The following is a 13,513-nucleotide window of genomic DNA, read 5'->3' on the forward strand; positions in this document are numbered from 1 at the left end:
CCTTCTGCTGTGGAAAAGCTGTGGGTTTCCTGTCGACGCGAAGTGGAAAAGTCGCGGGCTCCGCGGGCAGGACTGCCTCCTCCCCAGGCCGAATTTGAGCCGAGCAGTCCCCGCAGGGGCACCCGCCGTTCGCGTCTGGGTGCCTCGCAAGCTTCCGCACCCGTCTCCCCGACCTGCGAAAGGAGGCTTCGCGCGCCTTCATGGCCCACCCGACCGTGGTACACCAGGACGACCTCCAGTCCATCTGGCTCGAGACGCTCTTGGTCTTCCAGCGCCGTCTGGCGCGACCTAGCTTCGAGACGTGGCTCGGGGAAACGAAGGCCCTTGGCGTGGAGGCCAGCTCGCTGGTCGTCCGCTTCTCGAACGAGTTCGCCCGGGATTGGGTCGCTGCGCGCTACCAGGAGGAGCTCAACGCCATCCTCCAGTCCGTGAGCGGCCGGCCCTGGACGGTCCGCATGGTGGTCGCCGGGTCCACCGGCCAGGAGCGCCCTTCCACCCCCATGGGCACCGCTGGCCCCCTGGTCGCCGATGCTCCGGCCGAGCGTCCTCCTCGTGCATCGGTGCACGATCGCCTTCGTCCATCCGAGCACGCTCCTTCCCCCGAACCGCCCGCCACCGGCGGCGCGCGCCCCTCCTCGCGCCTCAACCCCAAGTACCGCTTCGAGACCTTTGTCGTGGGGCCGAGCAACGAGTTCGCCCATGCCGCCGCGCTCGCCGCGTCCGAGGCTCCAGGCGAGGCCTACAATCCCCTCTTCCTCTATGGCGGTGTGGGCCTGGGCAAGACGCACCTCATGCAGGCCATCGGCCATTACGTTCTGCGGCAGCACCACGACCTGAGCGTGGTCTACGTCTCCTCCGAGACCTTCACCAACGACCTCATCCGTAGCCTCGGGCGGAAGGCCATGGTCGACTTCCGCGCCGTCTACCGCACCGTGGACGTGCTGCTCGTGGACGACATTCAGTTCGTCGCCGGCAAGGAGAGCACTCAGGAAGAGTTCTTCCATACTTTTAACGCGCTCTACGAGGCGGGTCGCCAGATCGTCATCTCCAGCGACCGCCCCCCCAAGGAGATCCCTACCCTCGAAGAACGCCTGCGCTCCCGGTTCGAGTGGGGTCTTACCGCCGACATCCAGCCGCCGGACTTCGAGACCCGAACGGCCATCCTTCGCAGGAAGGCCCTCGCCGAAAACCTCCACCTGCCCGACGAGGTGTTGAACTACATCGCCTCTCAGGTAGACTCGAACATCCGCGAGCTGGAAGGTGCCCTGATCAAGGTGGTCGCCACCGCGTCCCTCCGCTCATGCCCCGTCACCCTCGAGGTTGCAGCGGAGGCCTTGAAGGACCTCGTCCGCTCGGCCCAACCGCGCCCCACCACCATCGCGGCGATCCAGAGAGCCGTGGCAGACTACTTCGGCCTCACCGTCGACGACCTCGTTTCCAAGCGTCGCACCCGCAACGTGACCATGCCGCGCCAGATCGCCATGTTCCTGGCCCGTGAGCTCACCGACGCCTCCTTGCCGCGCATCGGCGAGGAGTTCGGCGGCCGCGACCACACCACGGTCATCCACGCGTGCGAGAAGATCCGCGCCGAGCAGGGCATGGACCCCTCCCTGGCCCGGGCGCTCCAGGAGATTCACGGTCTTGTGGACAAGGTGTGAGGACTCTGTGGACGTGCTGTGGACCCGGTGGGGACCGCTCCTCCCCACACCCCGACGCGCGCCCCGGCCCTGCCCCCGCCTTGGGGACGGGGTGGACGCGCCCCCCCAGGCCATCCTCACACGCCCCACAACCACCATAGCCTTTGCGTGGGGTGCGAAGCGCCTTATCCCCTGTATCCACATCCCGACGACGACGACTACGACTCAAACTTCATCCATCGATCGATGGGGTCGTAAAGGAGTGTGACCCGTGCAGATCCTTCTCGAACACGAACGGTTCGCCAATGCCCTGGCCTTCGTGGAACGAACGGTGGCCTCCCGGGACACCATCCCCGCCCTCACGGGCATCCTCCTGGAAGCCGAGAGCGGCACCGGGCCGGGAGTCCGTCTGACGTCCACGGACCTGGAGATGGGCGCGACCACCCGGGTTGACGCCGAGGTCGAGACGCCCGGAAGGGTGCTGCTGCCCGGGCGGCTCCTGACGTCCATCGTGCGGCGGCTGCCCGGAGGGGATGTGCGCCTGACCCTGGACGGCACGGACGGATCAGGCGTCGTCTCGCTCACGTCGGGCAGCAGCCGCTTCCAGATCCGCACCATGGACGCCTCGGACTTCCCCGACATCCCCACGGTGGAAGGGGGACCTTGGCAGGTCGACGCCAGGGTGCTTCGAGAAGGGATCGAGCGGACCGAGTTCGCCGCGTCGCCCGAGGAGAGCCGGCCGGTCCTGAACGGCGTCCTGCTGGAGGTGGAGGCTCTGCGCGTCCGCGCCGTGGCCACCGACTCCAGTCGCCTGGCGTACTACGAGATGCCACTCGCCCCACGGGCATCGGCGCCTGCATCCGACGGCGAGGGAGGAACCGGCGTCTCCACGTCCTCTTCGCCCCTGCGCGTCCTCGTGCCCAGTCGCTCCCTCGCGGAGGTGATGCGTCTCCTGGCGGGGTTGGAGGAGCCGGTGACGCTCCGGCTCTCGGAGCACCACCTTTCCTTCGAGACCGGGTCTTTCCTGTTCTTCTCGCGCCTCATCGAGGGTGAGTTCCCTGATTACCGCCGGGTCTTCCGCTCCCAGCAGGTGGTGAGCTGCACCGTGGACCGCCAGGCGTTCCTGGATGCACTGGAGAGGGTCTCCCTGGTCAGCCGCAAGGGCCCGGCGGTCGTTCGGGTGCGCGTCGCGCCCGGGGGGAACCCGGAGCGCCTTGAGCTGGAGAGCCACGGGGCCGAGGCCGGGCAGGCCAGCGAGGCTTTGCCCGTGGAGGAGACCGAGGGATCCGGCCAGACCGCCTACCAGGCCCGCTACCTCACGGACGTGCTCCGGGTGCTCTCCTGCTCGCACGTGCGCTTCGCCTACTCCGAAGGAGACCATCCCGGGACGGTAAGACCCTTGGATGAGGAAGGCTACACCTATGTGGTGATGCCGGTCCGGTTACCCTGAGAGGAGCCGGGCGCAGGACGGGTGGATGCGGTGGGCGGGAGGCCGGGTCCTCTGACGACCGTGCGGCTGCGGGAAGAACCGATCACCCTGGGGCAGCTCCTCAAGCTGGCCGGGCTCGTCTCCACGGGCGGGGCGGCCAAGGAGCTGCTGCAGCGGGGCGTCGTGCAGGTGGACGGGCAGGTGGAGACGCGCCGGGGCCGCAAGCTGGTGCGGGGACAGGAGGTGGACGTGGAAGGAAGGCGAATCCGCCTGGAGTAGCGAGCACCCTGGCAGATCGCGGTGAGGTGGCGCGGTGCAGATCCACGCGCTCGAGCTGACGTCCTTCCGGAACTACGGGCACCTCAGCCTGCCCTTGGCCGGCAAACTGCACCTCTTCCTCGGAGGGAACGGCCAGGGAAAGACGAACCTGCTGGAAGCCGTCTACCTGGTGGCCACCGGGCGCTCCATGAGGGCCGGCCGGGACGAGGAGATGATCGCTTGGGGCTCGCCGGAGGCACGGGTCCGGTTGGATGCCGAGAGCCTGCGGGGCCGGTACGATCTGCGCGTCGACCTCTCCCGGCGCGGCAAGAGGGTGTACGTGAACGGAAGCTGGGTTCGGCGCCTGGGAGACCTGCTGGAGTACTTCAGCGCGGTGCTCTTCGTGCCAGACGACCTCGGCCTCGTCAAGGGTGGACCCGAGGCGCGGCGGCGCTTCCTTGATGCTCAACTGGTTCAGGCCCTCCCCGCCTACCGGGAGGCCTTCACCTCCTTCCACCGGGTGCTCAAGCAACGGAATCGCCTGCTCGAGCAGATCGCCTCGGGAGCCCGGTCGCCGGCGGGCCTCGACGAGTGGGACGACTCCTTCGTCGAGCACGCGGCGGCGGTGATCCAGCGGCGGGCGGAGGCGGTCTCCACCCTCTCACCGCTGGCAGCTGAGGCCCACGGGAAGGTCGCGGGCAGGAAGGCGTTGACCCTCCGCTACCGGCCCTACTACATGGATGAAGGAGCACCGGACGAGGTCGGCTCGCCCGAGGAGATCCGGGCACAGGTGGAAGCGAGCCTGGAGCGGGTGCGACCCATGGAGATGCGGCGGGGCAGCAGCCTGGTGGGGCCGCAGCGTGACGATCTCGAGATCGCCCTGGACGGGCGCCCCGCCCGGCTGTATGCTTCCCAGGGCGAGCAGAGGACCGTGGTTCTGGCCTGCAAGGTGGCGGAGCTGGAGTTGGTGGCGGGCTACCTGGGAGAGTATCCCGTCCTCCTGCTGGACGACGTGCTCTCCGAGCTCGATCCGGCCAGGCAAGCCGCTTTCGTGGACGTGGCCATCGGGCGCACCCAGACGCTGGTGACCAGCACCGAGGCGAGCGGCCTCCCGGTGGACCTGCGGAGGAGCGGGCGCAGCTACCGCGTCCGGGAGGGCCAGGTCAGCCCGGAGGCGTGAGGACCGGATCAGAAGGACTGGACAGCGGGGGGCGACGGTGCATGTACCTGCACTTGGGCGGAGACAGGCTCGTTCTGCTATCCCAGGTCGTCGCGATCATGGAGGCGGGATCCAGCGCCATGCGCGCCTACGCTGCACGGGCGGAGGCGGAGGGCAAGCTCGATCCCTGCCGCGACGGCCAGGTCCACGCATACGTGGTCACCCGCGACCGCGTCTACGCCTCGGCCATCTCCGCCGCGACCCTTCAACGGCGAGCCGTCCTCGCCGGCAGGGGGCTCCTGAACGAAGGGTAGCGGAGCGTGCCCCCGTCTTTGATCGATCTGGCCGTGCATGGTAGAATATGAGTCGGTTGTCTCCCTCTCGCGTGGGCTCTGGACCTGACAGGAGCAGAGGCAGCCGATCCCGATGGCTGGAGGTTACCGCCCATGCTGGAAAACGAACCCGTTCCGGGCAACGGCGCGCCGGCTGCCACCCCAGGCGCCGGCGCGTACGGGGCCGCGCAGATCCAGGTCCTCGAAGGCCTGGAGGCGGTGCGCCGGCGACCGGGGATGTACATCGGCAGCACGGACGAGCGGGGCCTCCACCACCTCTTCTTCGAGGTCATCGACAACTCCATCGACGAGGCGATGAACGGCTTCGCCTCCCGTATCGAGACGGTGATCCACACCGACGGAAGCCTCTCGGTGGAAGACGACGGGCGCGGCATCCCCGTGGAGATCCACCCGAAGACGGGCAAGCCCGCCCTGGAAACGGTGCTCACCATCCTGCACGCCGGAGGCAAGTTCGGTGAGCAGGGCGGGTACAAGGTCTCAGGCGGCCTGCACGGGGTGGGGGTTTCGGTGGTGAACGCCCTCTCTGAGTGGCTGGTGGCCGAGGTGCACCTGGGCGGCACGTGCTACCGCCAGCGCTACGAGCGCGGCCTGGCGGTGAGCGGGCTGGAGACGGTGGGGCCCACGGACCGCCGGGGAACCGTGATCCGCTTCCTGCCGGACGCGCGGATCTTCCCCGAGACCGCCTGGAACGTGGAGGTCGTCTCCCGGCGCATCCGCGAGCTCGCCTTCCTCAACCGGGGCGTCTACTTCCATCTCCTGGACGAGCGCGACCAGCGCGAGCACGTCTTTCAGTACCACGGCGGGATCCGGTCCTTTGTGGAGCACCTGAACCGGAACCACGAGGTGCTTCATCCCCCCATCCACGTGGAGCGCATCTTGGGCAGCACCTACGTCGAGCTGGCCCTCCAGTACACCGACGGTTACGGGGAGACGGTGCTGCCCTACGCGAACAACATCCAGACGTCCGAGGGCGGCACGCACTTGGCCGGGTTTCGCTCGGCCCTCACCCGTTGTCTGAACGACTATGCCCGGAAGAACAACCTCCTCAAGAACGGGGACGTGGCCCTGACCGGCGAAGACGTCCGCGAGGGGCTCACCGCCATCCTCAACGTCCGGCTGCAGGAACCCCAGTTCGAAGGACAGACCAAGACCAAGCTGGGGAACAGCGAGATCCGGGGCCTTGTGGACTCGGTGGTGGCCGAGGAGCTGGCCACCTACTTCGAGGAGCACCCCGCGGACGCCCGGCGCATCCTCGAGAAGGCCGTGGGCGCCGCCCGGGCCCGCGAGGCGGCCCGGCGCGCCCGGGAGCTCACCCGGAGGAAGAACGCCCTCGAGGTGAGCGCCCTCCCCGGCAAGCTCGCCGACTGCACCTGGACCGACCCCGAACGCTGCGAGATCTACCTCGTAGAGGGCGACTCGGCCGGCGGTACCGCCAAGCAGGGGCGGGACCGCCGCTTCCAGGCCATCATGCCCCTGCGGGGCAAGATCCTCAACGTGGAGAAGGCCCGGGTGGACAAGATGCTGGCCAACAACGAGATCCGGGCCATGATCACCGCGCTGGGCACAGGCATCGGCGAGGACTTCGATGTCGGGCGGATACGGTACGGGCGGGTCATCGTCATGAGCGTGGACGGCGAGGAGCACGTCTTCGTGCGGGACCGCTCGGGTACCCGAATGACCAAGATCGGGCCGTACATCGACCAGATCCTGGGTCCCGCCGGTGACGGAAGCGGGCCAGAGAAACGGACGGGCGGCGATCTGGGCGAGGTGCTCTGCTTCGATGCCGCGAGTGGACGAGTCCGGTTCCGGCCGATCAAGGCGGTCATCCGGCACAAGCACCCTGACCCCCTGTTCCGAGTGCGCACCGCGTACGGACGGTCCGTTCGTGTCACCGGTGGCCACAGCGTCTTTGTCTTCGACAGCGGGCAGATCCGTCTCAAGCGCGGCGACCAGATTCAGGTGGGCGATCGCATCGTAGCTCCTCGCCGGCTGGCGCTTCCGGCGGGGGCCCCGGCCCGCATCGACCTGCTCCACGCGCTGCACCAGATTCCCCAGGCGGCGCGCCAGGTCTGGGTGCGCGGGCCGGCCGTCGAGGCCTGGCATCAGGCGCGGGTGTGGTCGGAGCACGAGAACCTCAATAGCTACCTGCAGGCGGTGGGTGCGGATGTGGACGAGATCTTGCCGAGGATCCGCGTCGGTCCGAGCTCCCTCGACCGTGGCCTGGCCGAGCAGTACCGTGGCGCGGCCCGCAACAAGGTGAGGTACGTGCGGCTGTCCGACCTGACCGCTAAGGACGTCGCATGGTTCGCGGATCGGACGGATGTGGAGCTCACACCGGAGAAACGCGGCGGCGGCATCCAGCGCTTCCTGGACGTCAGTCCCGACCTGCTGATGCTGGCGGGGTTCTACGTTGCAGAAGGCTCGGGCTCCGCGCGGGCAGGGATCCGGTTCGCGATGGGTCGGCGCCACCGCCCCCTCGTCCCGGCGATCTCGATGGCTTGGCAAAGGACGTTCGGCCTCGCGCCTCGGTTGTACGAGTCACCGCCCCGAGCCGCAGAGGTCCGGGTCCTCCATCGCGTCGCGGCCCTGGCGTGGTTCAACGTGTTCCAGTTCGAGGGCGGCACCGCCACGACAAAGCGGATTCCGGACCTGGTCTTCCGACTGCCGGAGACTCTGCGGCTTGCGTTCCTGAAAGGCTACATCTTGGGGGATGGGTCGCTCCGCGCCGGCACGGTGGCGATGTCGACCTCGTCCCGCGACCTGGCGAGTGGCCTGGTGTACCTCCTATCGTCCCTGGGGGTCGTGGCGTCGATGACAGAGCGCGAGCCCGACGGCGCGGTTCGGGATCGGCCACGCCAAACCAAGCATCGGTACTGGACCGTGACGGTGACGGCGCGCGAGGACTTGCTCCGCCTGCGGCCGGCCTGGGAGGAGCATCCGGACGCGCAGGCCGTCCTGCACAAGCTGGATCGCCCATCGGCCCGTGGACGCAGGCGGTTCGAAGAGATCGGGCGGGATCTGATGGCTTTGCCCGTCACGGCCGTCGAACAGGAGTCCACGCCTGTTCCCTACGTCTACGACTTCTCCGTGGAGGGCGACGAGAACTTCGTCGCGGGGATGGGAGGCCTCTGCTGCCACAACACCGATGCCGACGTGGACGGAGCCCACATCCGAACCCTGCTCCTGACGTTCTTCTACCGCTACATGCGGAAGCTGGTGGAGGACGGGCGCATCTACATCGCCCTCCCCCCCCTCTTCGGGGTGAAGAAGGGCAAGGCCATGCGCTACGTGCACACCGAGGAGGAGTTGGAGCAGACCCTGAGCGAAATGGGACGGAAGGGCGTCTCCATCCAGCGCTACAAGGGTCTGGGCGAGATGGACGCGGAGCAGCTCTGGGAGACGACCATGAACCCCGAGACCCGCACCATCCGCCGGCTCACCCTGGCAGACGCCGCCGCCGCCGACGAGATCTTCACGATCCTCATGGGCGAGAAGGTCGAGCCGCGGCGGGAGTTCATCCAGGAGCACGCCCGCGAGGTGGAAAACCTGGATATCTAGCCTACCCTGCGGGCGGGCTTTCGGGGCGCCTGTCATGCCGGTAGCCGCGAGTCCCGCGGCCGCCGGCCGTGGAAAGGACGATGAACCGTGGCCGTGAACGAAGGCGGGGGCCGGATCCTTCCCATCGACGTCGAGAAGGAGATGCGCCGGTCGTACCTGGATTACGCGATGAGCGTCATCGTCGACCGGGCGCTGCCCGACGTGCGCGACGGGCTCAAGCCCGTGCAGCGGCGGATCCTCTACGCGATGATGGAGCTGGGGCTGCGGCCCGACCAGCCCCACCGCAAGTCGGCCAGGATCACCGGCGACGTCATGGGGAAGTACCATCCCCACGGGGACGCGGCCATCTACGACGCGATGGTGCGCATGGCCCAGGACTTCAGTTTCCGGTACCCCCTGGTGGACGGGCACGGCAACTTCGGCAGCGTCGATGGAGACCCGCCTGCACACATGCGGTACACGGAGGCGCGGCTCTCGCCGGTGGCCCTGGAGATGCTGCGGGACATCGACAAGGAGACCGTCGACTTTGGCCCCAACTTCGACGGCAACGAGGAGCAACCGGCGGTCCTCCCGGCCAGGTTTCCCAACCTCCTCGTCAACGGTGCGGCCGGCATCGCCGTGGGTATGGCCACCAACATCCCGCCGCACAACCTGGGCGAGGTCGTCGACGCGCTGGTGCGTCTCATCGACAAGCCCGACACCCCCGCGGAGGATCTGTTCAAGATCGTCAAGGGTCCTGACTTCCCCACGGGCGCGCTGATCCTCGGGAGGGACGCGATCCGGCAGGCGTACCTCACCGGGCGCGGCCACATCCGGGTGCGGGCCAAGACCGAGATCGAAGAGATGGACCGGGGCCGCTACCGGATCGTGGTGCACGAGATCCCCTACATGGTGAACAAGGCGCAACTCATCGAGCGCATCGCCGCCCTGGCGCGGGAGAAACGGGTGGAGGGCATCACCGACCTGAGGGATGAGTCGGACCGGTCGGGCATGCGCATCGCCATCGAGCTCCGGCGCGACGCCAACCCCCGGGTGGTGCTCAACCAGCTCCTCAAGCACTCCCAGCTCGAGGAGACCTTCGGCGCCATCATGATCGCCTTGGTGGACGGCGAGCCGCGCGTGCTCACCCTGCGGGAGATGCTCACGGAGTACCTGAAGCACCAGCGCCAGGTGGTGGAGCGGCGCACCCGTTACGAGCTCCGGAAAGCCGAGGAGCGCGCCCACATCCTCGAAGGCCTCCGCATCGCCCTGGCCCACCTGGACGAGATCATCCGCCTGATCCGGCGGGCGCCCGACGAGCCCACCGCCAAGCAGCAGCTCATGGAGCGCTACGGGCTCAGCGATCGCCAGGCCCAGGCGATCCTGGAGATGCAGCTCCGCCGCCTGACCAACCTCGAGCGGGAGAAGATCGAGCAGGAGTACCAGGAGCTGGTCAAGCGGATCGCCGACCTGAAGGCCATCCTGGCCGACGAAGGCAAGCTTTTCGGAGTCATTCGGACGGAGCTTCAGGAAGTGCGCGGGCGCTTCGCCGACCCGCGCCGCACCCAGATCGTGGCCGACGAGCCCGAGCTGGAGACCGAAGACCTCATCGCCGAGCAACAGGTGGTGGTTACCCTCACCCGCCTCGGCTACGTGAAGCGTCTACCGGTGGACACCTACAGGGCCCAGCGGCGGGGCGGCCGAGGGATCACCGCCGTGCACGCCAAGGAGGGCGACTTCGTGGAGCGGCTCTTCGTGGCCTCCACCCACTCCTACGTCCTCTTCTTCACCAACCGAGGCCGCGTCTACCGGGTGCGGGCGCACGAGATCCCCGAAGGCAGCCGCACCGCGCGGGGCACGGCGGCCGTGAACGTGGTGCCCCTGCAGCCTGAAGAGCAGGTGACCGCCACCATCGCCATCCGGGAGTACGACGAGGGCCACCACCTGGTCATGGTCACCCGCAAGGGGACTGTCAAGAAGACCGTCCTCTCCGAGTTCGACACACCCCGGAACGGGATCATCTGCATCACCCTGGATGAGGACGACGACCTGGTGGACGTCCTCCTCACCGACGGAAGCCGTGAGCTGGTCCTCGTCACCGCTCACGGCCAGGCGATCCGCTTCCCCGAGGAGGATGTTCGCCCCATGGGCCGGGCCGCCCGGGGGGTGCGCGGCATCCGGTTGGAGCCCGGCGATCGGGTGGTCAGCGCCGGAGAGGTGCAGGCCGGGAGCGAGCTGCTGGTGGTCACCGCCAACGGCTACGGGAAGCGCACGGCCCTGGACCAGTATCGCCGCACGGCCCGGGGCGGCAAGGGGATCCGGACCCTGAACCTGACCGACAAGACCGGCGAAGTCATCGATGCCCGGGTGGTGCGCCCCGAGGAAGAGGCGATGCTCATCAGCTCCCGGGGCGTGATGATCCGGATCTCGGTCGGCGAGGTCTCGGTGCAGGGCCGCATCACCCAGGGGGTGCGCCTCATGCGCCTTGCCGAGGGCGAGCAGGTGGTGGCGGCGGGCACCCTCATCGGCGCCCGGGCGCAGGAGATTCCTGAGCTGGAGGGCGACGAGGGCTAGGGGCCAGCCGTCGGGCAGGGCCCGGCCCGTGCAGAGCGAGCGGAGACCGGACCAACTGGCCCGAGCGCTCGCCGGCCCGACCTTCCGCCCCCTCGTTGACCCTTCTCCGGCGCGCGTGCTAGAATGGGCGCGCCGTCAGGCTTCAGCGGCGGCGGCCTGGGGATGTAGCTCAGCTGGGAGAGCGCCTGCTTTGCACGCAGGAGGTCGGCGGTTCGAGCCCGCTCATCTCCACCAATCCGAGGCATGGACACGCAGCGCTCGACCACGGGTCGGGCGCTTGCCCTTCCAGGAAGGGCCGTGCCAGGAGAGAAAGAGAAGGAGAAGGAGAAGGGGGGAGACCCGTGGAGCCCCGTGTCGAACGGGCGCTACGGGAACTGTCGGGCGTGCTGGCCGAATCGGACGTGGTGGCCCGGGCCCGCAAAGCGCGGGAGGACGTCCAGGGCCGGGAAGCGGCCCGCATCATGCTGCGGGACCTGGAGAACCTGCAGGGGGAGATCCTGCGACGGGCGGGGCAGGGAGAGCAGGTCCCTCAGGAGCTTGAGTCCCGCTATCGCCAGGTGGCCGAGTACGCCTCTTACAATCCGTATGTTCGCGAGCTGCTGCAGGCTGAGTCCGAGCTCGCCCAGACGCTGGACGAGATCCAACGGGAGCTCCTCCGAGCGGCAGGGCTGACCCCGCCGGCGGAGGAGCAGGGAGAGACGCCTTCGCGCCCCGAACCCGGCGCACCCAGCTCGCGGGAGGGAACGCCCGCGGAGCCGGGCCAGGCCCAGGAGCCGCAGGGGCCCAAGGTCGATGCCGTCCGGAGCAAGCTGTGGGTGCCTGGCCAGGGACGGCCGTGAACGAGGGCACGATGGGACGCGAGCGGCAAGGAGGCGGGAGACGGTGGCCGACGACTCGGTCGTACGGACCCGGGTCGAGGATCTGGGATCCCACGTGGGCCAACAGGTGGAGCTGAGGGGCTGGCTTTACAACAAGCGCTCGTCCGGGAAGCTGCTCTTCCTTCAGATCCGCGACGGGAGCGGGATCGTGCAGGGCGTGGTCTACCGGCCCGACGCTCCGGGACTCTTCGCGCTCGGCGACCGACTGGGCCAGGAGAGCTCGCTGGTGGTTCGAGGAGCGGTGAAGGCCGACCCCCGGGCGCCCGGTGGCTACGAGCTGTCCCTGACTGATCTGCGTGTCCTCCAGGAGACCCAGGAGTACCCCATCGCGCCCAAGGAGCATGGGGTGGAGTTCCTGATGGACCACCGGCACCTGTGGCTACGCTCGCGGCGGCAGCACGCGATCTTGCGGGTGCGGGCGGAGGTGATTCGGGCCACCCGGTCGTTCCTCGACGAGACCGGCTTCGTCCTGGTGGACGCGCCCATCCTCACGCCCCTTTCGGTCGAAGGGACCACCACGCTCTTCGAGACCGACTACTTCGACGAGAAGGCCTACCTGACCCAGAGCGGCCAGCTCTACGCCGAAGCTGCCGCCATGGCCTTCGGGCGGGTCTACACCTTCGGCCCCACCTTCCGGGCCGAGAAGTCCAAGACGCGCCGCCACCTGATGGAGTTCTGGATGGTGGAACCCGAGGCGGCCTTCATGGAACACCAGGAGAACATGGCCCTGCAGGAGCGCCTGGTCAGCGCGGTGGTAGCCCAGGTGCTCGAGCGCCGGCGCCCGGAGCTGGAGGTGCTGGAGCGCGACACGGCGGCCCTGGAGCGGGTGAAGCCCCCCTTCCCGCGCCTGACCTACGACGAAGCGGTCGCCATCCTCAAGGAGAGGCCCGAGGGCTTCGAGTGGGGAGAGGACTTCGGGGCCCCGGAGGAGACGGAGCTCGCCAGCCGTTTCGATCGCCCTGTCTTCATCGAGCGGTATCCTCAGCGGTGCAAGGCGTTCTACATGCAGCCCGACCCGGAGCGGCCCGACGTGGTCCTCTGTGACGACCTCCTGGCTCCCGAGGGGTACGGGGAGATCATCGGAGGCGGCCAGCGCATCCACGACCCGGTGCTGATGGAAGAGAGGCTGCGCGCGGCCGGTTTACCTCTGGACCGCTACGGATGGTACCTGGACCTGCGCCGCTACGGCAGCGTTCCGCACGCGGGCTTCGGAATGGGCATCGAGCGGGTGGTGGCCTGGGTCTGTGGCCTTCCCCACGTCCGGGAGACGATCCCCTTCCCCCGCATGCTGAACCGGCTGACGCCGTAGACACTCGGTGTTCGCACGCCGATTTCCCGGGAAGCGACGCCGGGAGAGGGCGGGCACGGTGGCGATGGTCCTCCATGGCGGCGGTGCGGCGTGGGAGGAGGATGCAGGGGCTACCTCACCCCCAGCAGGATCAACGCGACGCCACACGCAATGATCCCGAGGCGTGTCCACGGGAGCTGCGCCGAGAGACCGGCCAAGCCCAGAACGCTGACGAGGACGAGCACGCTCGGCCCCACCATCCCTAGGAGCCCGTTGATGCGCATGGCCTGGTCCACCCGGCCGAAGCGGACCATGAGATAGGCGGCGGTGATCTCGATGGACGCGGAGAGAACCCGAAGAAGCGCCATGGCCCTTACGATCTTGGCCTCCTCTGGCACCT

The 13,513-nt window shown here is 68.5% G+C and carries 10 protein-coding genes and 1 tRNA gene; 10 read left to right on the forward strand and 1 reads right to left on the reverse strand.

Annotated elements, in window-relative coordinates; genetic code table 11:
* Positions 1-200: 200 nt before the first annotated feature.
* From dnaA to asnS, 10 genes are all read left to right on the forward strand, one after another.
* A complete protein-coding gene (dnaA, locus tag LIP_RS00005; RefSeq protein WP_068132655.1) occupies positions 201-1,658 on the forward strand; it encodes a chromosomal replication initiator protein DnaA in 1,458 nt (485 codons plus the stop codon).
* A 250-nt stretch (positions 1,659-1,908) separates the two neighbouring features.
* Positions 1,909-3,087 (forward strand): DNA polymerase III subunit beta, encoded by a 1,179-nt coding sequence (gene dnaN / locus LIP_RS00010; protein WP_068132658.1) that lies wholly within the window; start codon positions 1,909-1,911, stop codon positions 3,085-3,087.
* Positions 3,088-3,108: 21 nt separating this feature from the next.
* Positions 3,109-3,345 (forward strand): RNA-binding S4 domain-containing protein, encoded by a 237-nt coding sequence (locus LIP_RS00015; RefSeq protein ID WP_231699329.1) that lies wholly within the window; start codon positions 3,109-3,111, stop codon positions 3,343-3,345.
* 34 nt (positions 3,346-3,379) lie between these two features.
* Complete coding sequence (gene recF, locus LIP_RS00020; RefSeq protein ID WP_068132660.1) at positions 3,380-4,504, forward strand: DNA replication/repair protein RecF; 1,125 nt, start codon at positions 3,380-3,382, stop codon at positions 4,502-4,504.
* A gap of 41 nt (positions 4,505-4,545) precedes the next feature.
* On the forward strand, positions 4,546-4,797 hold the full coding sequence (gene remB, locus LIP_RS00025) for an extracellular matrix regulator RemB (protein ID WP_068132663.1): 252 nt from the start codon (positions 4,546-4,548) through the stop codon (positions 4,795-4,797).
* Between the two features lie 132 nt (positions 4,798-4,929).
* The gene (locus tag LIP_RS00030; RefSeq protein ID WP_068132666.1) at positions 4,930-8,394 is read left to right on the forward strand and encodes a DNA gyrase subunit B; all 3,465 of its coding nucleotides are present in this window, start codon (positions 4,930-4,932) and stop codon (positions 8,392-8,394) included.
* A 93-nt stretch (positions 8,395-8,487) separates the two neighbouring features.
* Complete coding sequence (gene gyrA / locus LIP_RS00035) at positions 8,488-10,947, forward strand: DNA gyrase subunit A (protein ID WP_407936413.1); 2,460 nt, start codon at positions 8,488-8,490, stop codon at positions 10,945-10,947.
* 158 nt (positions 10,948-11,105) lie between these two features.
* Positions 11,106-11,181: transfer RNA gene (locus tag LIP_RS00040), tRNA-Ala, on the forward strand.
* Positions 11,182-11,288: 107 nt separating this feature from the next.
* On the forward strand, positions 11,289-11,786 hold the full coding sequence (locus LIP_RS00045; RefSeq protein WP_068132670.1) for a YlbF family regulator: 498 nt from the start codon (positions 11,289-11,291) through the stop codon (positions 11,784-11,786).
* A gap of 43 nt (positions 11,787-11,829) precedes the next feature.
* Positions 11,830-13,134, forward strand: coding sequence for an asparagine--tRNA ligase (asnS, locus tag LIP_RS00050; protein WP_068132673.1), 1,305 nt, complete (start codon positions 11,830-11,832; stop codon positions 13,132-13,134).
* 110 nt (positions 13,135-13,244) lie between these two features.
* Here the strand turns inward: asnS and LIP_RS00055 are convergent, their stop codons facing one another.
* Entirely contained in the window at positions 13,245-13,511 is a 267-nt protein-coding gene (locus LIP_RS00055) for a YqhV family protein (protein WP_198409607.1), read from the reverse strand.
* Between the last annotated feature and the right edge of the window lie 2 nt (positions 13,512-13,513).

The organism is Limnochorda pilosa, from assembly GCF_001544015.1.
Lineage (GTDB): Bacteria > Bacillota > Limnochordia > Limnochordales > Limnochordaceae > Limnochorda > Limnochorda pilosa.